The organism is Amycolatopsis sp. WAC 01375 (assembly GCF_003947325.1).
GTDB lineage: Bacteria > Actinomycetota > Actinomycetes > Mycobacteriales > Pseudonocardiaceae > Amycolatopsis.
On the sequence record NZ_QHHW01000019.1, the window covers coordinates 60,519 to 85,654 of the forward strand.

General features: G+C 68.2%; 20 protein-coding genes and 1 pseudogene. 10 read left to right on the forward strand and 11 right to left on the reverse strand.

Going from position 1 to position 25,136, the window contains the following annotated elements; all coding sequences use genetic code 11:
- Nucleotides 1-3 precede the first annotated feature (3 nt).
- From DL991_RS09830 to polA, 6 genes are all read right to left on the reverse strand, one after another.
- A complete protein-coding gene (locus tag DL991_RS09830) occupies nt 4-1,293 on the reverse strand; it encodes an ABC transporter substrate-binding protein (RefSeq protein WP_125783216.1) in 1,290 nt (429 codons plus the stop codon).
- Nucleotides 1,290-2,378 carry a hypothetical protein gene (locus DL991_RS09835; protein WP_125783218.1) on the reverse strand — a complete coding sequence of 363 codons (1,089 nt, stop codon included), beginning with the start codon at nt 2,376-2,378 and terminating at the stop codon, nt 1,290-1,292. Before DL991_RS09835 ends, DL991_RS09830 begins: the two co-directional genes overlap by 4 nt.
- Nucleotides 2,375-3,790, reverse strand: a complete 1,416-nt coding sequence (locus DL991_RS09840) for a VWA domain-containing protein (RefSeq protein WP_125783220.1) — start codon at nt 3,788-3,790, stop codon at nt 2,375-2,377. The genes DL991_RS09835 and DL991_RS09840 overlap by 4 nt, the downstream gene beginning before the upstream one ends.
- A 55-nt stretch (nt 3,791-3,845) precedes the next feature.
- Nucleotides 3,846-6,089, reverse strand: a complete 2,244-nt coding sequence (locus DL991_RS09845) for a serine/threonine-protein kinase (RefSeq protein WP_125783222.1) — start codon at nt 6,087-6,089, stop codon at nt 3,846-3,848.
- Nucleotides 6,086-7,690, reverse strand: a complete 1,605-nt coding sequence (locus DL991_RS09850) for a serine protease (protein ID WP_233598758.1) — start codon at nt 7,688-7,690, stop codon at nt 6,086-6,088. The genes DL991_RS09845 and DL991_RS09850 overlap by 4 nt, the downstream gene beginning before the upstream one ends.
- Before the next feature lie 64 nt (nt 7,691-7,754).
- Nucleotides 7,755-10,496, reverse strand: a complete 2,742-nt coding sequence (gene polA / locus DL991_RS09855; RefSeq protein WP_125783224.1) for a DNA polymerase I — start codon at nt 10,494-10,496, stop codon at nt 7,755-7,757.
- Between the two features lie 184 nt (nt 10,497-10,680).
- Here polA and DL991_RS09860 point away from each other — a divergent pair, with 184 nt between their 5' ends.
- Nucleotides 10,681-11,109: a PaaI family thioesterase gene (locus DL991_RS09860; protein ID WP_125795325.1), complete on the forward strand. Its 429-nt coding sequence runs from the start codon at nt 10,681-10,683 to the stop codon at nt 11,107-11,109.
- Nucleotides 11,110-11,265: 156 nt separating this feature from the next.
- The gene (locus DL991_RS09865) at nt 11,266-12,234 is read left to right on the forward strand and encodes a LysR family transcriptional regulator (protein WP_125783228.1); all 969 of its coding nucleotides are present in this window, start codon (nt 11,266-11,268) and stop codon (nt 12,232-12,234) included.
- Here the strand turns inward: DL991_RS09865 and DL991_RS09870 are convergent.
- On the reverse strand, nt 12,200-13,012 hold the full coding sequence (locus tag DL991_RS09870; protein WP_125783230.1) for a S9 family peptidase: 813 nt from the start codon (nt 13,010-13,012) through the stop codon (nt 12,200-12,202). The genes DL991_RS09865 and DL991_RS09870 overlap by 35 nt on opposite strands.
- 464 nt (nt 13,013-13,476) lie before the next feature.
- On the opposite strand from DL991_RS09870, the gene DL991_RS09875 reads away from it, so the two are divergent.
- The 5 genes from DL991_RS09875 (at nt 13,477) to DL991_RS09895 (ending at nt 18,326) form a co-directional block, all read left to right on the forward strand.
- Nucleotides 13,477-14,631 carry a branched-chain amino acid ABC transporter substrate-binding protein gene (locus DL991_RS09875; protein ID WP_125783232.1) on the forward strand — a complete coding sequence of 385 codons (1,155 nt, stop codon included), beginning with the start codon at nt 13,477-13,479 and terminating at the stop codon, nt 14,629-14,631.
- 114 nt (nt 14,632-14,745) lie between these two features.
- Nucleotides 14,746-15,717, forward strand: a complete 972-nt coding sequence (locus tag DL991_RS09880; protein WP_125783234.1) for a branched-chain amino acid ABC transporter permease — start codon at nt 14,746-14,748, stop codon at nt 15,715-15,717.
- The gene (locus DL991_RS09885) at nt 15,714-16,853 is read left to right on the forward strand and encodes a branched-chain amino acid ABC transporter permease (protein WP_199746594.1); all 1,140 of its coding nucleotides are present in this window, start codon (nt 15,714-15,716) and stop codon (nt 16,851-16,853) included. Before DL991_RS09880 ends, DL991_RS09885 begins: the two co-directional genes overlap by 4 nt.
- Nucleotides 16,850-17,623 (forward strand): ABC transporter ATP-binding protein, encoded by a 774-nt coding sequence (locus DL991_RS09890; RefSeq protein WP_125783238.1) that lies wholly within the window; start codon nt 16,850-16,852, stop codon nt 17,621-17,623. The genes DL991_RS09885 and DL991_RS09890 overlap by 4 nt, the downstream gene beginning before the upstream one ends.
- On the forward strand, nt 17,613-18,326 hold the full coding sequence (locus DL991_RS09895; RefSeq protein WP_125783240.1) for an ABC transporter ATP-binding protein: 714 nt from the start codon (nt 17,613-17,615) through the stop codon (nt 18,324-18,326). The genes DL991_RS09890 and DL991_RS09895 overlap by 11 nt, the downstream gene beginning before the upstream one ends.
- A gap of 166 nt (nt 18,327-18,492) precedes the next feature.
- Here DL991_RS09895 and DL991_RS09900 read toward each other — a convergent pair whose 3' ends face one another.
- Entirely contained in the window at nt 18,493-19,029 is a 537-nt protein-coding gene (locus DL991_RS09900; RefSeq protein ID WP_233598759.1) for a DUF4352 domain-containing protein, read from the reverse strand.
- Between the two features lie 38 nt (nt 19,030-19,067).
- Here DL991_RS09900 and DL991_RS09905 point away from each other — a divergent pair, with 38 nt between their 5' ends.
- Nucleotides 19,068-19,889, forward strand: a complete 822-nt coding sequence (locus tag DL991_RS09905) for a LysR family transcriptional regulator (RefSeq protein WP_125783242.1) — start codon at nt 19,068-19,070, stop codon at nt 19,887-19,889.
- A gap of 141 nt (nt 19,890-20,030) precedes the next feature.
- Nucleotides 20,031-20,333: a DUF6506 family protein gene (locus tag DL991_RS09910; protein WP_125783244.1), complete on the forward strand. Its 303-nt coding sequence runs from the start codon at nt 20,031-20,033 to the stop codon at nt 20,331-20,333.
- Here the strand turns inward: DL991_RS09910 and DL991_RS09915 are convergent.
- On the reverse strand, nt 20,330-20,809 hold the full coding sequence (locus DL991_RS09915) for a MarR family winged helix-turn-helix transcriptional regulator (RefSeq protein WP_125783246.1): 480 nt from the start codon (nt 20,807-20,809) through the stop codon (nt 20,330-20,332). The two genes, DL991_RS09910 and DL991_RS09915, sit on opposite strands and share 4 nt — an antisense overlap.
- An 82-nt stretch (nt 20,810-20,891) precedes the next feature.
- Between DL991_RS09915 and DL991_RS09920 the strand changes: the two genes are divergently transcribed.
- Nucleotides 20,892-21,533, forward strand: a complete 642-nt coding sequence (locus DL991_RS09920) for an FMN-dependent NADH-azoreductase (protein WP_125783248.1) — start codon at nt 20,892-20,894, stop codon at nt 21,531-21,533.
- A gap of 182 nt (nt 21,534-21,715) precedes the next feature.
- On the opposite strand, the gene DL991_RS09925 is transcribed toward DL991_RS09920, so the two are convergent.
- Nucleotides 21,716-24,850, reverse strand: a complete 3,135-nt coding sequence (locus DL991_RS09925; protein ID WP_233598760.1) for a TIM-barrel domain-containing protein — start codon at nt 24,848-24,850, stop codon at nt 21,716-21,718.
- Between the two features lie 161 nt (nt 24,851-25,011).
- A pseudogene (locus DL991_RS09930) lies at nt 25,012-25,136 on the reverse strand (IS481 family transposase); the annotation flags it as partial.

Here is a 25,136-nt window from a genome sequence, read left to right on the forward strand (position 1 = left end):
CCTTCACTGTCCACAGGGGATCTTCAACCATTCGCCCGGCTGGATGCTCTTCCGGACGTCTTCGAGTTGCTTCAGCAGGATGTCCAGCCGGTCGCGGTTGCTCAGGTACTCCAGGACGGCGCGGTGGAAGGCGCCGGTCATCGTCGCTGGCATCAGGTCCGAGGCGTCGAAGCACAGGGCGGACGCCGAGGTGATCCTGTCCGCGACCCGCCTGCTCACCTGATCCGGATAGACGTCAAGGCCGAGTTCCCGGTTGGCGGAGAACGCGTTCGCGCGGGGTATCGACGGCCAGATCCGCTGTGCCTTCTCCGAGGCCAGGAATTCGATCAGTTTCCGCGCCTGGGGCGTGTCCTGGAACATTCCGGCGAGGTCGGCGGCGACCTCTGAGACGTCGCGTCCAGGGAAGGACAGGAAGTCGAAATCGGTGCCCGGCTTGGGGAACGTCCCGTCCGCTCGCTTGAAGTTCTGGTAGCGGCTCATGATGAACGACGCCTGGTGTTCGAGCGCGCAGCCCGGCGGCTCGGTGAACATCGCCTTGCCCGCGTCGCCGAAGTCCGTCAGCAGCGCGGCCGCGGTGCCGCCGCGGATGGCGGCGGGCTCGAGCACGGAACCCCAGTCGCGCCACGCCTGTTCGACCTCCGGGGAGGTCCACGGCAAACCGCCGGACGCCCATTGCCGGTACTTGTCCGGTCCCGCCGAGTGCAGCAGGATGTCCTCGATCCAGTCGGTTCCCGGCCAGCCCGAGGCGGGCGGGGCGCCCATCCCGACGCACCAAGGGGTGCCACCGGCCGCGGTCAGTCCGGCGGAATACGTGCGAAGCCCCTCGAACGTCGTCGGGCGGATCCCGGTCAGCCGCGCCGGGTTGTACCAGATCAGGCTCTTCAGATCGGCCTTCACCGCGACGGCGTACAGCTTCTGGGTGCCGATCTGCTGCAGGGTGACCCATTGCGAGCTGAACGACCGCGTCACCGCGGCGGAGAGGGCGTCGTCGAGCGGCAGCAGATCGCCCGACTTCTGGTACTTCGCCAGCACCCCGGCGTTGGGCAGGACGGCCACGTCCGGCGGTGTACCGCGTTGGACGTCCGAAGCGAGCACCTGGTCGACCGCGCGGGTGCCTTCGTAGAGGTAATCGATCCCGGTGTCGGCCTTGAACGCGTCCAGCACCTGCCGGAACGCCTTCTCCTCCTCCCCTGTCCAGGACGCGAGGACGACGACCGGCCCGTCATCAGCCGACGCCGAACAGCCGCCCGCGACCAGTGAGAGCGCCATCAGCACGGCCAGCAGGCGGTTCACGGGCGGTACCGGTATTCGTCGATCCGGGCGTGCAGCCCGAGGAGGACCAGCGCGCCCGCGAGCAGGGTGCCCGCCGGGATCAGGAACTCCCGCCCGCCGGATTCGGCCGCGGCGGAGGCGTCGGCCGCCACCGCCTTCGCGCCCGCGGTGGCCACCCGGGTGTTGTCCGTCGCCACCGTGGTGACCTGCCGTGCCCGCGCCCGGAACTCGTCGACGGTCACTCCGCATCCCTGCTCCTCGTCGCAGTAGTCGGCCAGCAGGTCGGCGAGCCGTCGCTGGCCGGCGTCGTCGGCCGCCTTGATCTGCGCGGACCGCGCGGCGGCGACGCCGTCGAGCCGTTCCCCGACCGAGTCCAGCCGGTCGCGGCTGACCAGGGTGAACACCAGGGCGACCCCGATCGCGGCGATCAGCGCGGTCGCCACGAGCAACGGGACGTTCGCCACGCGGCGGAACCGTTTCCGCAGATACAGCTGGGTGAGGACCAGCAGCACCAGGAGGGCCAGCACCGGCAGCAGCCAGAGCGGAAGCATCGCGGGGCTCATCCCGGTGGCCGACAGTTGCCGGTTCAGCGCGTCGCGTTGTTTGCCCTGCAACGCTTCCAGCTCCTCCAGGACACCGCCCGCGGCGTGCAGGAGCCGTGAGGCGTGCCAGAGGTCGACGGCGCCCAGCACGGCGGCGTCCGGCTGACGGAAGTGCACGTCGGCCTGCCCGATGGAGCCCGAGTAGGCCGCGACCTGGCCTTCCACCACCTGCAGCGCGTTACCGCCCGCCTCACCCGCCTGGTTGAACTCCGCGACCCGCGCGAGGCTCTGGCTCGCCAGCGCCAGCTGATTCGAGTACTCCTGCCCCGGGCCGGCGAGTCTCGCCTCGCCGGAGGCGAAACTCGTGATCGCTGCGGCGTCGGCGGCCACCAGCGCGGCCCGCGCGGCGGTCACTTCGAGCACCGCCTGCGCGGTCCGGTCGCGGACGGTCTCGGCCGTGTCCTGGACGTTCTGGAACGCCCACAGCGAGACCACCAGGACCGCGAGGGTGAGCGCCAGCAGGGCGGTGCGGAGCCGGACCAGCCGTACACGAGTCGCCGTCACGAAACCGCCTCACCGAACGGTCTTCCGCAGCCGACGCAGAAGTTCGCCCCGGCGGGGGAAAGGGCGGGGCAGTCGGCACAGGCGACCGGTGACGCGTCGGGCATCGGCCGATCTTCCTGCGGAAGGGCGATTTCCGAAACCCTCGACGGGATGACGACGTGCAACGCGTGGCTGCGTGTCGCATCCGGGCGCAGGCGCACGACCCCTTTCTCCGCGTCCACGATCTCCACGACCCCCTCGAGACGGGTGAGCGTTTCTTCGTCGCCCGCGGCGGTGGCCAGCGCGACCGCCCTGCCCCACTCCCGTTCGGCCCCGGCCCGGTCACCCGCCGCGTAGGCGTCACCGCCCGCGGTCAGCGCCTCGCCGAGATCGGCCTGCGCCGCGTACTTCGAGACCATCGGGTGAATCAGCGTCGGCGGGATCGGGTCGTGGGTCCATCGCCCCGCGATGGCCAGCGCGTCCTCCGCGATCGTGGCGCCGGGAACGGGGACGAGTTCCGTCCACGCGAGCTGACGGTCCTGCCCGTGGCTGGGTTCGAGGTCCGGATCGAGATCGAGGATCAGCTGGTAATCCCGCGTCTCGTCGCTCGCGAACGAGCCGAGCGAGAGCTCCAGTTCGCGGACGGCGACCTCGTGGCACCGGTCGGTGAGGTCGTACTCGTCGGGGAACACCTGCTTGATCGACCGCAACCTGCTGAACGGCATGGTGCCGACGCGCAGCCGGACCTCGGGCAGCACCTTCGTCATCGCGTTCTCGACCAGCTGCCGGAAATCCTCCGCGAGCTTGTCGTCCTCGACGATGGAGTCGACGTTCCCGCGCAGGACCCGGCCGATCTGGGTGAGTTCGGCGGGTTCCCAGCCGTCGCCGATCCCCCTGGCATCGCAGACGAACCGGCCCTCGCAGCTGTTCAGCACGCTCATCAGGTCGGCCCTGGTCTGCGAATCGTTGCGGCCGTCGGTGAGCAGGATCGCGTGGCGGACGGCGTCGGGTACGCCTTCGAAAAGGTCGCGCGCCTTCGCGAGCCAGGCGCCCATCGCCGTGCCGCCGACGGCCGCCAGATGCTCGACCGCGGCGCGTGCCTCCGCCCGGGTCGCCGCGGACGCGGTCACCAGGCCGTCCTCGGCCGGGTAGATCACCTTCGCGCCGTCGGTGCCCTGGATGACGGCGAACCGCACGCCGTCGGGCAAGACGTCGATGGCCGCCACCGCTGCTCGTCGTGCCTCGCCGATCTTGGTGCTGGGGAAGCGCATCGAACTGGAGCAGTCGATCATCAGGACTTCGGCGGCCGTCCTGGCCACGGCCGCCTCACCGCCGCGGGAGACCACCCGGACGATCGCCGTCATCGCCCGGTCCCGCTCGGCCAGGAACTTGTTCTGGTGCACCTCTAGACCCAGACTCGGCTCCCCGCTCATCAGTCCCCTTTCTTCCCAGGTGAACCCGCGACCGCGATCGACCTCGGCAAGGCGCTCACACCAGCGTCACCGGTCTCACCGAGTTGGCAAGGTCTATCAGCACGTCGTGCGCTTCCGGCGCGGGCGCGTGATGGGCGAGCCGCCGGTACGACTTGTCCAGCACGGTGCGGGCGCCCGTCTCGTCGGCCCGCAGGATCTCGCCGCCGGTGATCCCGCCCTGCCCGAGGAGCACGGCCGCCAGTCCCGTCTCGCGCACGGCCGTCACCAGCCGGTCGAGGGAGTCTCCGTCGAGGTCCAACGCGGCCAGCCGGACCACGGCGTCGTCGAGTTCGGCCGACGCCGGGAGGTCCCCCGTGCCGGGCATCGGCGCGGACAGCACCCGCACCCCGGCGATCCGCGCGGCCTCGTCGTAGCGAGAGAACTCCGGGACCTGGTCGAGGATTTCGACGGCGGCGGCCCGATCACCCCGCTGCAACCGGACCCGCGCGAGCCCGAACGCCGCGCTGACCTGGGACCGGTCCCGCACCCACAGGGCGTCGTAGTACCGCTCGGCGGCGGCCGCGCCGTTGAGGTGCTCTTCGCAGAGGCCCAGCGCGAGTTTCGGCGGCTCCTCGCCGGGGATGTCGCGGTACACGGCGGTGAACCTCTCCTTGGCCGCGGCGAAATCGCCCGCGCCGAGCGCGAGCAGACCCCGATGCCACGCCACCCGCCAGTCATGGGCGGCGCGCTCGCCGAGCAGCCGTTCGGCCTCCGCCACCGCCAGTGCGCCCTCGACGGTCGCGCCGAGTTCCAGCTGTGCCCGGCACCGGCGGAAGCCGACCTCCACCGAGCCCGGCACCTTGTCGAGTTTCTTCAGCAGCCGCGCCGCGTCGGGGGCACGGACGGCACGGAGGAAGTTCGCCTGCGGATCGTCCGGATCCTCACGCGGCACCGGCAGGCCGAGGGCGATCTCCACGGCGGTCGGGCGCGCGCCGAGCGAGACCGGTGTCCCCCGCGTCCAGTGCTCCAGCGGCGGCGCCTGGCCGAGTCCCGCGTCGAGCAGTACCGCCCCTTCGGCGAACAGCGTCGATCCGGCGGGCCGGGATTGCTTGTCCCGCAAGGAAAGGATTTCGCTGAGCACGCCGTCGAGCTGGGCCAGCAGCTCACGTGCGGTCGCGAACCGCTGCTCGAACGGCGCGGTCGCCCGGTCGAGGACGCGGATGAACGATTCGATGCCGAACCGGACGCCGCGCGCGTCGGTGGTGACCGACCAGCCGTCGCTGGCCTGGAAGAGCTCCCGCAACGTCACGCCGACGGTGTGGATGTCGGACCGGACGGTGAGGCCGTGTTTAGCCCGTTCGCGCGGGGTTACCTGATAGTGCTCGGTCCCGACGGTCGGGCTCTCGTCGTCGGAGATCTTGCGGATGGCGCCGAAATCGATGAGCTTGATCCGCTTCTCGCCGTGGATCACGTTGTCCGGCTTCATGTCGCAGTACAGCAGGCCCTCGCCGTGCAGGTAGTCGAGCGCGGTCAGGATCTCACGCCCGTACGCCACGACGTGCTCGACCAGCAGCCGCCCCTCACTGGAATCCAGCCCGGCCCGGCCGCGGTTCTTGATCTCCCGCAAGGAAAGCCCGTCGACGAACTCCATGACGATGTAGCGGAACTCCTCGTGCTCGACCACGTCGAGGATCCGGACGACGTTCGGATGGTCCAGCGCGGTGAGCACCTGACTTTCGGTCTCCGCGATCCGCACGGCGGCGGTGTTGTTCGTGTTGATCAGGCCCTTGAGCGCGACGTACCGATCGCCGAGCCCGGAATCCGTTGCCAGGTAGACGAAACCGAGTCCGCCGCGCGCGACGCAGCCGAGTACGTGGTAGCGGCCGTCGACCACGTCACCCGCCGCGAGCTTCGGTGAGAAGGAGAACGGCGTCCGGCAGACCGGGCAGAATCCCTCGGTGGGCGCGGGACCGCCGCCGATCGAGCGGCCGACCGGGGTGGCCGTGCACCCGTGCCTGCCGCAGAACCGTTCCTCTTCCGGGACATGTGGTTCGGTCAGCAGGCGGCCCGCGAGGTCGGGCAGTTCGACGATCGGCAGCGGGACCCGGTCGTCCGCGGTCGCGTGGCCCGCGATCTGCTGGGAGCGGGTGACCACCGTGCTGGTGATCCGAGTCGATGCCTCACCAGGACCTGGGATCACCAGGGTCGGCTTCTCCCGCGGCGCGGGCTCTTCGGGTGTTCCGGGCGGCAACCCGCAGATCTTGCAGAAGCCGGTCTTGCCGAGCATGCCAGGGCAGCCGTCGTGTCCGCAGGCCGTCATCCGTCGATCCGTTTCCGTACGGTGTCCGCGTATCGCTCGACGGCGGCCGCCGCGGCCGCGAGGTCGCACGGTCCTTCGAAGAGCGTCCGCCAAGCGGGGGCGTAGGCGGCATCCAGTTCGACGTCTTCGACGAAGCCACTGTTGCGGGCCATTTCCCCGTATGCGTCGAGCCGGGCACGCAATTCCGCACGCCTGACGAGGTTCTCGTCGAGAAGGCGGCGGAAGTCGCGGGCGCGGTCGATGGTCTTGGCGACGGCTCGCTCGCAGACCGGAAGCTGCCGATTCACCCACTCGGAGTCGCCGTCCTGCTCCGCCGACCGCAGTTGTGTCAACGCGCCTGTCAGCCGTCGTGCCTTGGCATGGACTTGCGGGACCTCGGTGAAGCGGGGCGCGTCGCCCAGATTGTCCTTCTCCAGCCGGGCGAGTTCACCCAACCGGATTTCCAGCAGGGCGAGACGGCCCTCGATGTCGTCGTCGCCGTCGGGCAGGACGTCGGTGCTCGACCGGACCACACTCACCCCCGGCGAGGTCTCCTCGCGGAAGGCCAGCGCGAGCCGCAGCCCGAGTTCGTGCGCGCGCTGGGCCAGCGGCACGAGCACGTCACCGACGAGTTCGTCGGGTTCGGCCGCTTCGTCGATCCCGTAGACGACGACTGTGCGGCCGGACCCGTGACGGCCGGCGGGCGAGTCCGCGGCGACGTCGAGCCGGTCGGAGATGCGGCGCCGGACCTCGTCCGCGGTCTTGCCGACCGCGTCGACGGCGAGCACGACACTGCCCACGGGCGGCACCGTCGGCCCGGTCACGCTCCGGCCTGCCCCGTGTTCGCGGTCGGCGAGGACGACCGCGCGCCGCAACGAGGCGGCGACGGCGGAATCGTCCTCGCCCATGATGATCACCCGGACGTCCGCCTGGCCGTGGCCGCCGAGCCAGCGGGCGAATTCTCGCGCGAACAGCACGTCCATCGCGGGCGGCTCCGGGTACTGGACGAAACCGGGGTCGATCGCGGGACTGCCCTCGGCCCAGCGGCGCAGTTCCGGCAGGTAACCGAGCATGGTCTCGACCGGGATCATCCAGGAGACGCGGGCGGCCTCGGTCGCGTACCGGGTCGCGACCATGCCGACGACGTGCCCGGTCTTGTCGGCGATCACCGCGGAACCGCTGAATCCGTGGGTGATCGGCTCGGTGTCGGGCGTGCGGTGCAGCTGGACCCGTTCGAGACCGTGACCGCCGTCGCCGACGACGGTCGCCAGCGACCACATGCCGTCCGAACCGGACGGGAAGCCGAACGCGCGGACTCGCTGGCCGTCCTCGAGTGCGGTCCGGTGAAGCGGGACGCCGGTGATCTGCTCTTCGGAGTCACGCAATCGGAGCAGCGCGATGTCCCCGCCGTCGTCGCCGATGGGCGCCGCCTGCGCGACGATCGTGGCGATTCCCGGCTCCACACCGGGGAGCGCCACGAAATCCACCGCGACGCCGTCGTGGCCTTCGATCACATGAGCGCAGGTGAGGAGGTGTTCACCGTCGAGCATGGTCCCGGCGCCCAGGATCCGCCCACGATGATCGCGCAGCCGCACCCGCCAGCGTCTGCGCTCGGAAGTCACGCGGAAGACCCTACCGATCGTGAGTGGTAATGACGGTTCTGACCGTCATTACCACTCACGAGGCCTAATGCGCGGCGTCGTTCCAGGACCGTCCGTACCCGACCGAGACCTCCAGCGGCACGGCCAGTTCGTAGGCGGAGCCCATTCCCTGGCGCACCAACGCTTCCAGCTGCTCGCGCTCGCCATCGGCGACTTCGAGGACGAGTTCGTCGTGGACCTGCAGCAGCACGCGGCTCTTCAGCTTCGCCTCGGTCAGCGCCTTGTGCACGTTGAGCATGGCGACCTTGATGATGTCGGCCGCGCTGCCCTGGATGGGGGCGTTGAGCGCCATCCGCTCGGCCATCTCGCGGCGCTGCCGGTTGTCGCTGTTGAGGTCCGGCAGATAACGACGGCGACCGAAGATCGTCTCGGTGTAGCCGACCTTCGCCGCGTCACCCACGACAGAGTGAAGGTAATCGCGTACGCCGCCGAAGCGGGAGAAGTACGCCTCCATCTGTTCCTTGGCGTCTTCGGTCGAGATCCGCAGCTGCTGCGAAAGCCCATACGCCGAAAGCCCGTACGCCAGGCCGTACGACATCGCCTTGACCCGGAACCGCAGTTCCGGGGTGATCTCCTCCGGCGGCAGCGAGAACGCGCGCGACGCCACGAACGTGTGCAGGTCCTCACCGCTGTTGAAGGCCTGGATCAGGCCCTCGTCCTGCGAGAGGTGCGCCATGATCCGCATTTCGATCTGGCTGTAGTCCGCCGTCATCAGTTCGGCGTATCCGTCGCCGACGATGAAAGCGTCGCGGATGCGGCGGCCTTCCTCGGTGCGGATCGGGATGTTCTGCAGGTTCGGGTCGACCGACGAGAGCCGTCCGGTGGCGGCGATCGTCTGCAAAAGCGTCGTGTGGATGCGGCCGTCGTCGGCGACCGACTTGATCAGGCCCTCGACGGTGGTGCGCAGCCGGGTCGCGTCCCGGTGCTCCAGCAGATGCTGCAGGAACGGGTGCTCGGTCTTCTCGAACAGGCTCTGCAGCGCCTCGGCGTCGGTGGTGTAGCCGGTCTTGGTGCGCTTGGTCTTGGGCATGCCGAGCTCGTCGAAAAGGATGACCTGGAGCTGCTTCGGCGAACCGAGGTTGACCTGCTTGCCGATGACCGCGTACGCCTCGTCCGCGGCCTGCGTGACCCGGTTCAGGTAATGCGCTTCCAGATCGGTCAGATGCTCGATGTCGACCGCGATCCCCGCCGCTTCGAGCCCGGTGATCACCTGCAGCAGCGGCAGTTCGAGCTCGGCGAGCAGCTGCGCGCCACCGAGTTCTTCGAGTTCCTTGGTCAGCGCGCCCGCGAGCTCGGCGACCGCGCGGGCCTTGACCAGCTCGGCCTGGATCTCCTTCTGCTCCATGTCCTCGGCGCCGCCGTCGAGCAGCGAAAGCTGCCCGTCCCCGGTGTCGGCCTCGGAACGCAGCTCGCGGTGCAGGTACCGCAGGGCCAGGTCGTCGAGCTCGAAGGTGCGCTGACCCGGGCGGACCAGGTACGCCGCGAGCGCGGTGTCCATGACGAGCCCGGCGAACGTCCAGCCCCGCGCCCGGACGGCGTGCAGCGGGACCTTGAGCTCGTGGCCGATCTTCTGGATCTTCTCGTCGGCGAGCCAGGCCGTGAGCGCCTTGTCGTCCTCGGCGTCCATCGCTGTGACGTCGACATACGCGCCTTCACCGTCCGCGGCCGCGAAGGAGATGGCCTTCAGATCGGCGCGGACCGAGGCCCCCGTGGTGCGGAACGCCAGGCCGACCGGCTGGTCCTGGCCGGTGTGCGAAGACAGCCATTCCGTCAGCGCGCCCGGGGCGAGCTTCGAGCCGCTGACCTCGAAGCCCTCTTCGGCCTCGGGCTCGGCGCTCTGCAGAGTGGCGAAGAGACGGTCTCGCAGGACACGGAACTCAAGCTCGTCGAACAGCGCGTGCACGGCCTCGCGGTCCCACGGGCGCAGTTCGAGCATGGTCGGGCCGAGCTCCAGCTCGACGTCGCGGATCAGCTCGGTGAGCTGGCGGTTCAGCATGACCGCGCCGAGATGCTCGCGCAGCGCGTCGCCGACCTTGCCCTTGACCTCGTCGACCCTGTCGATCAGCTCGTTGAAGGAGCCGAACTGCCTGATCCACTTCGCGGCCGTCTTCTCGCCGACGCCCGGGATGCTGGGCAGGTTGTCCGAGGGGTCGCCACGCAACGCGGCGAAGTCCGGGTACTGCGCCGGGGTGAGGCCGTACTTCTCCTCGACCGCCTCCGGGGTGAACCGGGTCATCTCCGACACGCCGCGCTTCGGGTACAGCACGGTGACCTGGTCGGTCACCAGCTGGAGCGCGTCACGGTCGCCCGTACAGATGAGGACGTCGAAGCCTTCGGCGGTCGCCTGTGTCGTGAGCGTGGCGATGATGTCGTCGGCTTCGTAGTTCTCCTTGGTCAGCGCCGGGATGCCGAGGACCTTCAGCACGTCCTCGACCAGCCCGACCTGGCCCTTGAACTCGTCCGGCGTGGCGCTGCGGTTGGCCTTGTAGTCCTTGAAGGTTTCCGAGCGGAACGTCTTGCGAGAGAGGTCGAACGCCACGGCGAGGTGGGTCGGCGCCTCGTCGCGCAGCAGGTTGATGAGCATCGAGGTGAACCCGAATACCGCGTTCGTCGTCTGCCCGGTCTTCGTCTTGAAGTTCTCCGCGGGCAGCGCGAAGAACGCGCGATACGCCATCGAATGGCCGTCGATCAGCAGCAGTTTGGGCCGCTCGGCCTGTGCGGTGACGGGTGTGGCGTTGGCAACGGTCGTGTTCTCACTCGGGCTCACGGGAGCGAGTCTAGGGTGAGGGTCTGACAGTTCTCCTGTCGTGTCGGTTGCGGGCTGTCGGCGACGCTGCTCCGCCCTCTCGGCACAGGAAACTCGCCAGGCCGGAGGCAGGACGTGAGAAAAACTCGATGACGTGTGCCCAGTCGACGCGGTCGCGGGTTCACGAATGTTTAAGGAGCGCTGCGTGACCGAACAAGCCCTCGAATCCTTCGCCGGGATCGACCCGGCCTTCGCCGGACAGCAGCTCAACGACAAGCTCGGGCTCGAAATCAGCGAGTTCGGTCCCGAACGCGTCGTGGGCAGCATCCCGGTCGAGGGCAACCTCCAGCCGTACGGCCTCCTCCACGGCGGGGCGAACGCCGTCGTCGCCGAGGCGCTCGGCTCGATGGTGTGCGCGCTCAACGCCGGCACCGACAAGGCGACGATGGGCCTCGAACTCTCCTGCACCCATCACCGGGCGGTCCGATCCGGGCGGGTGACCGGTGTCGCGACGCCGGTACACGTCGGCCGCGGGACCGTCACCGCCGAGATCGTGCTGACCGACGACCAGGGGCGCCGGTCCTGCACGGCGCGGCTGACGTGCGTGGTGCGGGAACGGCCGCCGGGCGTCTGAGCCTGACCGGCTCTCGGCTGCCTGCTGGAAGTCCATGAAGGCCTCCTTCACTACCTTGAGGGTAGGCAAGGAGGCCTTCACTACGTCCGGAAGTGCATGAAGGCCTCCTTCACTGCGCCTAGGTACATGAAGGGGGCCTTCACGTACTTTGAGGGCGTGGATCTCGACACGGCTCAGGTGCGGGCGTTCGCCGCCGCCGCCGATCACGGCCATTTCGGTCGCGCGGCAGAATCTCTGTTCCTCACCCAGCAGGCGCTGTCGAAGCGGATCCGGAAGCTCGAGGACGCCCTGTCGGTCCAGCTCTTCCGGCGCACCAACCGGTCCGTCGAACTGACCTCCGACGGCGACCGCTTCCTCCCGCACGCGCGCGAGCTGATCCGGGCCGCGGACGCCGCCGTCGCCGCGATGGGCCTGCAGGACCGCCCGCCACGCCTCGACGTCATCGACCCGCGACTGTCCCCCTTGTTCATGCTGCGGCGCATCGCCGAGCGCGACCCGGCCCTGGCGGTCGAACGCGTCGCCGGGCGCGGGCTGGCCAACGCCCTCGACCCGCTGGTCCGCGGCGAGATCGACCTCGCGTTCGGCCGGGTCGCGGACCTCGGCCGCGAGGTGCCCGCGGAACTCGAGCACCGGCTCGTCCGGCTCGAACCGCTGGTAGCCCTTCTCGCCCCGGAACATCCGCTGGCGAGCAACGAAACGCTGAAACTGTCGGATCTGCGGAACGACGGCATCTGGATTCCGCAATTGGGCGGGCCGATCGAATGGCTTTCTTATTTGCAACGCCTATGCAAAGAATTCGACGTCCCGATCGACGACTCCGGGGTCAGTTACGACCTTCGACACACACTGGAACAGACCCGTTACGGGAAGCAGCGGGTGACCCTCGCCGGCGCCGACATGGACCTCGCCTCCGACCTCAATCTGCGCGTCCTGCCCTTCGAGCCGTCGCCGCTGTTCCCGTGGTCGGTGGTGTGGCGGCGCGGCGAAGGCCCGGCCCTGCGGCGCCTGCTGGCGCTCGCCGGCCGGACCAGCCACGAAGAAGGTTGGTGCGCCTACGATCCCGCGTGGTCGTGGCTGCCGGACGACGACCTCAGACAGCTAGGTGCCGGGCGAACCAGCGCGTGAGCTCGGCGTCGACCAGCTTCGCGTGTTCCGTCTGCGGAGCGGGTTCGAGGCCGGGCGCCTCGGCGAACCCATGCGCCATCCCGGGGATGGTGACGAGTTCGGATCGCCGCTCCCCCAACGCCTTGTGCAGGGCTTCGGCCGGTTCGGTGATCGAGACGTCGTCCTCCTCGCCGATGACGAGCAGGATCGGCGCGGTCAGTTCGTCCGCCCGCCGCACGTAGTCGTACTCGTTCGCGACCGCGCGGGACCGGTCCGACCAGTGGTAGGTGACGTCGTAGACCCGTTCGTTCGCCGCGATCACCGGCGCCAGCTGCGTCACCGGGTTCACCAGCGCGGCCGCCGCCACCTCGATCTCGGCGTGGGTCAGCATCTGCAGCGCGACCGCGCCACCTTGCGAACCGCCGGCCAGCCCGACCGGACCGTCCTCAATGGACAAGCGCGAGCGCAGCTCCGCCACCGCCGCCGGGAACTCCGCCTCGACCTGCCTGGTGAGCGGTTCGACGACGTTGAGCACGTTGTCCTCGCTCGCGAGGCGGAAGAACCCCTCGAAACCGCCTTCGGGAAACCGTTTCCCGGTCAGTGGCAACCCGAGGTGCACCCGCCACGCGCGCAGTCCCCGCATGGGCAGCGCCGCGGCCATGGCCGCCTCGCTGAACGGCGCGCCCAGCAAATGCCAGGTCAGCACCAACGGCGCCGGGCGCTCCCGGTCCGACGGCGGCAACGCCACGAACGGAACTCCCGCGGCCACGCCTTCGATCGCTTCGACGCTCATCGTCATGTTCTCCCCTGTCCTCGTTTTCGGCTCTGAGGACAGCTAATCGCGAGGTCAGGGCCGAGATCCAACAGCCGTTCGGACCGCGACGACAACCGTCGGTTGTCATGCGCAAGAGAAGCGGGGGCACGGTTGACGCCCTTTGGGGCAGCATTGCTACGACGAACGGCCGCCCACGAAGGAGCTGAAAATGGGCAAGATAGGCGGCCGAAACATGATCATTACCCACGAGCATGATCGGCGTGGTACCGGTGAATCCCGAGCGTGACCAGGGAAGACTCGTCAACCGGCAACATTCGCCTTTTCGTGCAATTCGTTCTGGTTTCGACCGTCACGATGTGGACACAGAGTGATGGGCGTCTGGGCAGATCATGGCGTAGGGGGATATCTTCCTGCCCTAACCTAGCCCCTGTGTCGGGGGCAACGCCTACCGGCGGCTGGTTGGTCATGGGAGGTAGTCGGTGTCAGGAGTGCGTTTTGGACGGGTTTTCGCCGTCGCGGCGGCTGCGTCGCTGGCGCTGGCGGGCTGTGCAGGCGGCAGCAGCTCGTCCGGCAGCGGTGACAGCAGCACGCTGAAGATCGGGTTCATGGGTGACCTCACCGGTGAGAACTCCGGGATCGTGATCCCGCCCCGCAACGGCGCGAAGCTCGCTATCGACGAGTACAACAAGACGAACCCGGCGACGAAGCTGGAGCTCAAGGAATACGACAGCCAGGGCAAGCCCGAGCAGGCGACGTCGCTGATCGCGACCGCCGTCGGCCAGGACAAGATCACCGCGCTGATCGGCCCGGCCTTCTCCGGTGAGTCGAAGGCGATCGGCGGTCAGCTGGAGCAGAACAAGATCCCGAGCGTCTCGCCATCGGCCACCAACGCGGGCCTGTCCTCGAACGGGTGGAAGTACTGGCACCGCGTCGTCGCGAGTGACGCCAGCCAGGGCCCGGCCATCGCCAACTTCCTCATCACGGCGAAGTCGCCCAAGAAGGCCTACATCATCTCGGACGACCAGGAATACAGTGTCGGCCTGGCGGACAACTTCGAGAAGACCTTGAAGGAGAAGAACGTCCCGTCCGAGCGCGACAAGTTCGCCAAGGACGCGTCGGACTACTCCTCGACCGTGCAGAAGGTCAAGGCCGCGAACCCGGACATCATCCTCTTCGGTGGCTACTACGCCCAGGGTGGCCGTCTGCTCAAGCAGCTGCGTGACGGCGGCGTGACCGCCACCTTCGCCACTGGCGACGGTTCGCTCGACGCCCAGCTCGTGAGCGGTGCGGGTGCCGCGGCCGCCGAGAAGGCCGTCGTCGGCTGCCCCTGCAACATCCCGGACGCCGGCTCCACCGACGAGTTCAGCACCAAGTACAAGGCCGCGTACAAGGTCGACCCGGCGATCTACTCGAGCGAGGGTTACGACGCCGCGACCGCCATCATCAACGCGGTCAAGGCGGGGGCCACCACCTCGGAGAAGATCAACGAGGCCCTCAAGACGATCGACTTCAAGGGCGTCTCGAAGCAGATCAAGTTCAAGGAGAACGGCGAACCGTCGACGGACGCGATCAACGTCTACCAGGTCACCGGTGGTGTCCTGAAGAACCTCGGCGTCTCGACCGAAGCCAAGCTCAACGGCTGACGGAGCAGATAGGAACACCTAACGGAAGCGGGGGCGCTGTGCGGAAACAGCACCCCCGCTTCCCGCAAATGTGGCGAAAGAAATCCTCGCCCCGTCCCGTAAGGCATCCACGTCATGCTTCAAGATCTGCAAGCCCAGTTCCTCGGTAGCACCATCGGCGGACTGGTCGCCGGAAGCATCTACGCCCTCATCGCCCTCGGCTACACAATGGTCTACGGCGTGCTCCGGCTCATCAACTTCGCACATTCCGAGATCTTCATGATCGGGACGGTCACGTCCCTGTTCGTCCTCATCACCATCGCGGGTGGCACCGCCCCGATCACGCTCGGCCTGTTCGGGATGATCGCGGTACTGCTGCTGATCATCATCGCGTCGGCCGCCGTGTCCGGCGGTGCGGCGGTCCTGCTGGAGCAAGTGGCCTACCGGCCGCTCCGCAAGAAGGGCGCGACCCGGCTCGCCGCCCTGATCTCCGCCATCGGCGCCTCGCTGTTCCTCCAGGAGCTGTTCGGCCTCGAGATCATCGAATGGATCACCGACAAATCCGGCCGTGTGCAACAGAACGCGCCGCGGTTCATCCCGCACGAGGAGCTTTTCCACATCGGCAACGGTGTCGTGCGCACGGACCACGTCTTCGTCATCGTCGGTGCCGTGATCATGATGGTCGTCCTCGACCAGCTGGTGAGCCGCACCCGCATCGGTCGCGGTATCCGTGCCACGGCACAGGATCCCGAGGCCGCCGTGCTGATGGGTGTCAGCATCGACAAGATCGTGCGCCTCACGTTCCTGCTCGGTGGCGCGATGGCCGGTGTGGCCGCCGCGCTGTACGTCATGGAGTACGAGAACACCGATTACCGCATCGGCTTCCTCCTCGGTATCAAGGCGTTCACCGCGGCCGTGCTGGGAGGTATCGGCAACCTGCGCGGCGCTCTGCTCGGTGGCATCGTGCTCGGCCTGGTGGAGAACTGGAGTTCCATCTTCTTCGGTTCGGCTTGGAAGGACGTCACCGCCTTCGTGGTATTGGTGCTGGTCCTGATGTTCCGACCCACCGGCATCCTCGGTGAATCGCTGCAGCGGGCACGCGCATGAAGGGCAACGAAGAAGTGGCTGAAAAGTCCCCAGAGAACGGCAAGGCCGGGCGCGCCGGCTTTCACCCCGTGGACGGCATGCGGGATTGGTGGGCACGCGCTCCGCATTGGCAGCGTTACGGCGTGTACCTCGCCCTGATCATCTTCGCGCTGATCCTGCCCGCACCGGCGATCGGTTCGTTCATGTCCCCGGACTCGGACTGGACGAACGTCCTGATCTTCCCGATCGGGATCTACATCCTGCTGGCGATCGGCCTCAACATCGTGGTCGGCCACGCGGGAATGCTGGACCTCGGTTTCGTCGCGTTCTTCGCGATCGGCGCCTACACCCTGGCCACGATGGGCACGAACTATGGCTGGTTCGTCTGGCCCACGTTCCTGGTCGGCATCGTCCTCGCGGCGATTTCCGGTGTCATCCTCGGTGCGCCGACTCTCCGGCTTCGCGGTGACTACCTGGCGATCGTCACCCTCGGCTTCGGTGAGATCGTCCGGATCACCGCGAACAACACCGACGCCATCGGCGGAGCTCGCGGCATCACCAACATCCCGCACCCGGAGCCGCTGCTCGGCACGGAGTTCCTCCTGGACGCGGCGCCTTACTACTACCTGATCCTGGCTGCGATCGTGATCGCGATCATCTTCTCGGTGCGGCTGCAGAAGAGCCGCGTCGGCCGGGCCTGGGCCGCGATTCGCGAGGATGAGGACGCCGCCGAACTCATGGGCGTCCCGACGTTCAAGTTCAAGCTGCTGGCGTTCGCCATCGGCGCCATGATCGGCGGGCTCGCGGGCGGTGTCCACGCCAGCAAGGCCGTGTTCATCGCGCCGGAGAACTTCCCGTTCATCTTGTCGGCGACCATCCTCGCGGCCGTCGTGCTCGGCGGAGCGGGAAACCTGCCCGGCGTGATCCTGGGTGCGTTCCTGGTCGCCTGGCTCCCGGAACGGTTCCGTGACTTCGCCGAGTACCGGATCCTGGTCTTCGGTGGCGTGCTCGTGCTGATGATGGCGCTCAAGCCGGAGGGTCTGCTGCCGTCGCGGCAACGCAAGGCGGAACTAAGAGAAGGAACGGGCGGGATGGGTGCCATGGGCGCCGAAGTCGCGGGTCCGGATTCCGAAGCTTCGGCGGAGGTCACGAAATGAGCGCGTTGCTCGAATTCGACAACGTGACGATGCGCTTCGGCGGTGTCACGGCCTTGAAGGAAGTCAACCTCTCCATCAACCAGGGCGAGATCTTCGCCCTGATCGGGCCGAACGGCGCGGGCAAGACCACGGTGTTCAACGTGGTCACCGGCGTTTACCAGCCGACCGAAGGCCAGGTGCGCTTCAACGGCAGCCAGGTCGACGGGATGAAGCGCTTCAAGGTCAACAAGGCCGGGATCGCCCGCACGTTCCAGAACATCCGGCTGTTCCACAACATGTCGGCGCTGGAGAACGTGATGGTGGGTGCCGACTCACAGCACAAGACCGGGGCGATCACCGCGACGCTGGGCCTGCCCAGGCACCGTAAGGAAGAAAAGCGCGGCCGCGAGCTGGCGAGGGAACTGCTGGACTTCGTCGGCATCGGCCGGGTCGAGCACAACACCGCGAAGAACCTCTCCTACGGCGACCAGCGCCGTCTGGAGATCGCGCGTGCGCTCGCGACCGGCCCGAAGCTGCTGCTGCTCGACGAGCCCGCCGCCGGGATGAACCCGGCGGAGAAGAACTCGCTGCAGCAACTGATCCGCAAGATCCGTGATGACGGCCGTACCGTGCTGCTCATCGAGCACGACATGGGCTTGGTCATGCAGATCGCCGACCGGCTGGCCGTGCTCGACTTCGGCCAGAAGATCGCAGAAGGGCTCCCCCAAGAGGTGCAGAACAACCAGAAGGTGATCGAGGCTTACCTGGGGGTGGCGGAAGATGCTTCTTGAGGTTCAGGACATCAACGTCCACTACGGGAAGATCGCCGCGCTCAAGGGAATGACCATCGAGGTCGGCGAGGGCGAGATCGTTTCGCTCATCGGGGCCAACGGCGCCGGCAAGACCACGACGCTGAAGACGATCTCGGGGCTGCGTCCGCTCACCAGCGGCCGGATCCTCTTCGACGGCAAGGACATCTCGAAGACCCCCGGTCACAAACGGGTCGAACTCGGGATCGGCCAGTCACCGGAAGGCCGGGGTGTGTTCCCCGGTATGACGGTGCAGGAGAACCTCCTGATGGGTGCCTACACCCGCAAGGACGACCTGAAGGCCGACCTCGACGAGGTCTACGAGCTGTTCCCGCGGCTCAACGAACGCAAGACCCAGTTCGGCGGCACGATGTCCGGTGGCGAGCAGCAGATGATCGCCATCGGCCGCGCGCTGATGACCAAACCCAAGGTGCTGCTCCTCGACGAGCCGTCCATGGGCCTGGCGCCGATGCTGATCGCACAGATCTTCGACATCATCCGCGAGATCAACAAGCGCGGGACCACGGTCCTGCTGGTGGAGCAGAACGCGCAGCAGGCGCTGAAGCTCTCCGACCGCGCGTACGTGCTGGAGACCGGTCAAGTGGTCAAGAGCGCCCGCGGTGCCGAGCTGCTGGACGACCCGCAGGTGCGGGCCGCCTACCTCGGCGGCGACCTGGGCGTCTGACGCCTTTCGAAAGGGCCCCGTCGCTTTCGCGGCGGGGCCCTTTGTCTTATAAGAGCTAGGCACAGCGGGCGCGTGAAGGGTGGCTCGTTCGGTGCTCCCAGTGTGGCATTGGGGACGTCGAGCGACCCCAATGCCACACTGGGGGCACCCTGGCCCGGTAACGCAGCTATGTCAGCTTGATGTCGGTTCCGGTGACGTTCTTCATGTCGGTCAGCGTCGGGCCGCCGAAAGCCCGCAGCACCACGGGTTTCGCCTCCTTCGGAAGGTCGAAGTAGAGGTCGAACTCGACCCGCACGCCACGACCCAGCTCGAACTTGTCCGGCTGCCGTTTGATCGTCATCGCCTGGTTGTCGACCGCGATCACGGCACCGGAATCGGTCACCAGCTGCTGGCGCCGGGTGTCGAAGAGGATCCCGGACACGCCTTTCCCGGTGACCACCAGCCGGACCCGGACGAACTGTCCTTTGGCGTCGAACTCGGCATGGCTACCGGCGAGGCTGGGGAGCCCGGCGGCCAGGCCGATCACCGAGAACTCGGTCTCCCCGTTCGTCGCCGGTGTCAGGTGCAGGGCGGTCTCGTCCGGGCGGACCTCGCGGGCGGGGAGGTCGTAGACGGGTTTGGCGGGCGGCTGTTCTTGCTCGGCGGAGCACCCGGCGAGCAGGAGGACGGCCGCCGCGAGACCCCGAACGATTCCGATACGCACTCCATCGATTCTGCCTGGTCCGGAGCTACTCTGCGGCTGTGGAGTTACGACGTCTTCGATATCTGTGCGCCGTCGCCGAGGAAGGGCATCTCACCCGCGCGGCGGAGCGCCTCGGCATCCGGGCGTCGTCGCTCAGCCAGCAGATCATCGCGCTGGAACGGGAGCTGGACGCGACCCTGTTCGTGCGCACCCAGGCCGGGATGACGCCCACCGCCGCCGCGCTGGCGTTGCTGCCCCACGCCCACCGGATGCTGGAGGAGGCCGACCTCGGCGCGCGAGCCGTCCGCGACACCGTGGGCCGGCCGCTCCGCATCGGCGTGACACCGGGCGCGCCACCGTCCGTGCTCCCCGCCCTGTACGCGGACGGGGCGGAGATCAACGACGTCTCCGCCACGCGACAGCTCGAACTCCTCCGCCGAGGTGCGCTCGACGCCGGTCTGCTCGCCCTGCCGGAAGACGTGGACGGCCTCCGGGTCGTCGTCGTGAGCGAGAGGCCGTTGGGGGTGCTCGTCTCCGACGCTCATCCACTGGCGCGACTCGAGGACGTGGGCTGGGACGACCTCGCCGGCCTGGACCTCCTTCTGTACGAACGAAAGCTGGCTCCCGGTTACCACGACCGGCTGCTCGCGGGCTGCGCCGCGGCGGGCTGGCGGCCGGCTCACGTACGCGCCGGACCTCCTCGGCGGTCGTTGTTCGTCGCCGGGTTGCGGCACGGCGGTGACGTCGTCGCCTTGCGTCCCCGGGAGGAACCGGCCGGAGGCCTGCGCTGGCTCGCGTTGCGGGAGGCGCCTGTCGTCCGGCACGCGCTCGTCTGGGATCCGGCGCACGAGTCTTCGGATCGGATCGCGGCATTGGTATGACAGCGCCCACTTCGGTGCTACGCGCCGCCCGCTGGACATCGCCTCTCAGGTGATCCCGAACGGCCGTTCGGATCCGCCTCGTGGACAGCGTCCTCCGACTCACGGTTACCTCGGGGCGCCCGTCAACGGAGGAGGAATGTCATGCGACAGTGGGGTTTCGTGTACTTGGCCGATGGCTGCGACCCGGCACGCGACGTGTCCCGTGTGGACAGTGGGAAATGCCTGACGGTACTGATCGGGGTCGGCCGCGTGGACCAGGTCGTCGCCGCTGCCCAGCGGCTGGTCGACGAAGGGGCGCAGCTGATCGAGCTGTGCGGCGCGTTCGGTCCGGTGTGGACGGCGCGGGTGATCGACGCGGTGGGAAGCGAGGTCCCGGTCGGGAGCGTCATGTACGGCGCCGAGGCCACCGAACAGCTTCACGACCTGTTCGGCCTCGGCGGCTAGCAGTTTTCGAGGTGCGCGGCGTCGACGCAGGCGGCTGGCTCGGTCCGGCTGGTCGCCTGGTACAGCAGGGTGTACAGGGTCTCGCGCTGATCTTTGTCGAGCGCGCCGAGCACCTCGTCCTCGACCGCGGCGAGGGCGAACTCGGCCTTGGCGAGCTGCTTGGCGCCGACGTCGGTGAGTTCGACGATGTGACGACGCCGGTCCTCCGGCGACCGCCTGCGTTCGATCAGGTTCGCGGACTCGAGGTCGTTCAACAGGCCGACGACGTTCGTGCTGTCCATCTCCAGCGTCTTCGCGAGGTCCTGCTGGGAGCTGCCCCGCAAGTCGCGCAGCACGGTCAGCGCGACGAGATGCCGGGGCCGGAGGCCGAGCGGGGTCAGGACGGACTCACTGCGCAGCCGGATCCGGCGGGTGACGTGGTCGAGCAGCGCGCCGCAACGATGCGGGGGCTGGTTCACGACCGGGAGTTCGGGCACTCGTCAAGTGTACGTGCCCCATGATGACCGCCACAGCATCAATGGTTTGCGTTACACAAACTATCTATGCAAGATAGTAGGTATGACGAACCTGCTGCACATCGACTCGAGCATCACGGGCGAGCACTCGACCAGCCGCCGCCTCACCGCCCGGGCGGCGGCCGCCTGGCGCGCCGCGCATCCGGAGGGCACCGTCACCTACCGCGACCTGGGCGCCGACCCGCTGCCACATCTGGGCGCGGCGGCCAACACCGCCAAGTTCGTGCCGCCGGAGCAGCACACTCCGGCACAGGGCGAGGCATGGCGGCTCATCACGGACCTGGTCGACGAGGTGAGGTCGGCCGACACGATCCTGCTGGGCCTGCCGCTGTACAACTTCGGCGCGCCGAGCACGGTCAAGGCCTGGGTCGACCACCTGATCGTGCCCGGGCTGACGCTCGACGCCGAGACCAGGGAAGGCCTGCTCGGCGACCGCGACTTCATCGTCGTGGTCTCACGAGGCGGCGGTTACGGCGAAGGCACCCCGCGCGAAGGCTGGGACCACGCACAGTCGTGGATCCCGCACGGCGTCTCGCTGACCGGCCTCGCACCGCGGTTCGTCACCGCCGAGCTGACCATGGCGAAGACCAACCCGGCGATGGCGGACCTCATCCCCTTGGCCGAGGCCAGCCAGGCCGAGGCCGAACGCGTCATCGACGCTTTGTGGGCACCTGTCGCGGCCTGACTCGGCACCGGTGACCTTGCCTCCCGAGCGGGCGGCTCCTTCAGTGCTTCCGATGGGCCGGCGTCGAACTCTTATGTCGTGAAGGGCACCTTTGAGACCTTCATCGTCTCAAAGGTGCCCTTCAGGACAACCCCACGACCGAGGCCCCTGGGTCCCTAACCGTTCTTACCACTCACGAGAGCTCAGCCGATGCCGGCGGCGAAGACGTGCATCGCGGTGTTCGACGGAAGCGTCACCGCGACGACCTCCTTCCCCGCGGTCAGCGGGACGGAGTTCGCGAACACCCGGTACGGCGTGGTCGGATACGCCGCCCCGGCGCGGGTGTTCTTGCCCAGCACGGTCGCCACCGTGGTCGCGCCGTACTGGGCGGGATCGGCGCAGCACCAGTTGGGGAACCCGAGTTCGGCCTGACTGGTACTACCGTCGGCATAGCGGACGACGACAGTGCCCTTCGCCGTGCCCGTACCGGTTCCCGCCAACACCAGCTTGGCGCCCGTCCCCCGCACCGCGACGGTCTGGCCGGAGGCGAGGACGTTGTCCTTCTGCCCGGTACCGGTTTGCGGCCAGGTCAGCTGAGCACCGAGCGCGGAGAAGCCGGCACCGGGTTTGAGACCGGCTTCGGCGAGCCCTTCCGCGCGGAAGCTGCTGCCACCGCCGTCGATGTCCCCCACCGCGACGTGGGCCGCGTCGGTGACGCCGACATTGCCGTAGGCCGCGACCAGCGAAGCGTGCGGCACGGTGACCGTCACCGAGTCGGTGACCCGGTTCTCCCCGAGCCGCGCCTGGTACGACGCCGACGCGGTGAGCTGGTAGTCGTCCGGCTTGATTCCCGCGTCCGGCGTCACCTTCACCGGGACCCGTACCGTCTCGCCGGGCATCACCAGTCGCGGCCCGGCCGGTACCTCGGCGCGGAAGCCGTTTGCGGGCAGGGAGAACTTGACGTTCCGGACCGGCAGCGGCGTGCCGTTGGTGAAGCTCAGCGTGCCTGTCGCGGTCTGCCCGGGGCCGGCGACCGCCGGTACGGAGAGGGCGACCGAGCCGCTGCGGTCCTCGGGGAAGATCCCGCCGACCGCGCTCGTGCCGAACAGCCGGACGTCCTGCCGGTCGCCGGCGCCCACCTTGCCGGTCTTGACCCGCGCGACCCCGCCGGCAGCCGGGTCGAACCACCAGCCCGAGGCCGCCGCGTCCAGCTCGGCCTTGCTGCCGTACTGCCGCAGGATCGAGGTCCCGGCCAGTACGGTCGCGGGCTTGCTTCCCGTGTGGACGGTCAGCTGGTAGTTCCGCGACGCCGGTTTCCCGGCGTAGGAACCGGAACTGGCGCCGATCCCGACCGTCACCGTGCCCGGACCCGACGTCGGCGCGTCGACGGTGAACGTCTGCCTCGCCTGGTCGCCGTTCTTGTAGGCACGAGTCACGCCGTCGTCCTCGGTGAGTGTGAACGAGCCCTTGCCCTGCGGGTAGACGTCGAGATCGAGCACACCCTTGTCCCTGGTCTGCCATGACTTCGTGCCCTCGGCCCACATCGGCACCACGGCCCCGGCGCGGACGAACAGCGGCAGCGTGTCGAGCGGCGCGTCGTAACCGTCCACAGTGGTCGGTCCGGTGTAGGTTTTGCCGCTCCAGTAGTCGACCCAGGTGCCCTTCGGCAGGTAGATGCCGTTGCGCACGGTCGAGTTCTCGTACACCGGGGCGACCAGGAAGTCCTTGCCGGACAGGAACTCGTACTTCGCTTTCTCGCCCCAGACGTTCGGGTCGTCCGGGTATTCGAGCGCCAGCGGGCGGACCTGGCCGACGCCGGTCTGGTGCGCCTCCACCGAATGGCTGTAGGTGTAAGGCAGCAGCCGCTCCTTGAGCAGCAGGTACTTGCGGTTGATCGAGGTGTACGGCTCGCCGTATCGCCACGGCTGCTTGTCCGACGCCGCCCAGCCGTCCATCGTCATCGAGACCGGCAGGAACGCCTTCCACTGCAGGTCGCGGGCGTAGGTCTGCGGGCTGCCGCCGAAGATGCCGTCGATGTCGCCGGTGTTGTACGCGATCCCCGACGTCGTGGCGCCGGCGTAGGTCGGGATCTGCCATTTGATGTAGTCGTAGGAACCGGCCTGGTCGCCGCTCCACAGCACGCCGCAGCGCTGCGCGCCCGCCCAGCTGACCGGTGTCCAGACGAAACCGCGCGCGTCGCTGTTGTCCTCGATGCCCTTGTACGCGGTGTCGCAGGCGTTCAGCGCGAACTCGTAGCCCGGGCCGACCCACGCGACGTCGAGTTTGCGGACCCGGACCCCGGCCTTGACCTCCTCGACCTGGTTGGGCACGCCGTTCTCGGTCCACAGCCCGAGCTGCATGTTGTTCTTGCGCAGACCTTCGCCCGTCTGCTGGAGGTTTTCGTATCCGCAGCCGTAGCCGTCGTTGACGAGCATCCAGCCGTTGGGCATCCCGTGCTCGGTGTATCCCTCCGCGACCTTCACCGCGTCCAGGGTGTGGCGCTCGCCGCGGTTGGCGTTGTGCAGGTAGCAGTCGGCGTCGCCGTGTTCGAGACCGTAGAGCGGTGGCAGGAAAGGCTTCCCGACGAGATCGGTGTAGCCGGTGATGACGTCCTTGAGCCCGTCGCCGACGACATACGTCGCGTCGAAACGGCGCTCGTCGTGCGTGGTGCGCACCGGTTCGGTGAAGGCGTAGGTGCCTTGCGCGAAGGTGTTGCGCAGGACGCCGTATCCCGCCGTGGAGGCGTAGAACGGTTGCGAATTCGGGGCCCCGCCGTCGTTCCAGTTGTAGTCGGCGAAGATCCGGATCGTCTGGTCACGGTGGCTGAACCGGCCGTTCTGCTCACCGCCGCCGACGAACTGCTCCGCCGCGGTTCGTGCCAGGGTCTGCGTGGTCTGCTTGCCGGTCCAGGACAGCGGCGCCGACTCCTCCCAGAGCCGCTTGCGGTCCGCGCCGTCGTACAACGCGAGCCGCAACGGGTGTTTGTACGCCCGCAGTGTGGCCTTTGCCGTGGAAACCGCCCAGTAGTCCCCCTTGTCGGTCCTCTTCGGCGTCACCGGGTCGCCGGTGCGCGGCAGCACGATCTTGCTCCCGGCCGGATCGGTGAACGTGCCGTCCGGCGCCAGCCAGACCCGGACGGCACCTTCGGCCGGGAAGCTGACGCGCACCGCGGCGCTTCCCGAATTCAGGGTGACCGTGGCGCCGTCGCCGGAGATCCCGGTCAGATCGCCCAGCTTGCCGGACGCCGCCGCGGCCGGATCGGCGTGGGCGGTGACCGGGGAAAGCCCGAGTAAGGCCACTGCGGCCAAACAACTCAGGGATTGCGCAACTCTGCTCATTCGAGACACCTTTCGCGCATGAATACGCAAGATGGTCTCTGTATAGCGCACGGTTCGCGCAAAGTCATCCGCCGAAGCGGTGCTGCCGACTTTCGTCGGGTCGCACGAAGATCCTTATGCGGCAACAGGTGCCCAAGTACATGAAGGCCCCCTTCCGGTACCTAGGTGTAGTGACCTGGGAGGTTGGGGACGCGGCTGGTGGGTGGTTTGCCGGCGAGTGCGGTGTGGCCGCGGTGGTGATTGTAGGTGTGGAGCCAGTGTGGGTAGGCGTCTCGTCGTTCGCGTT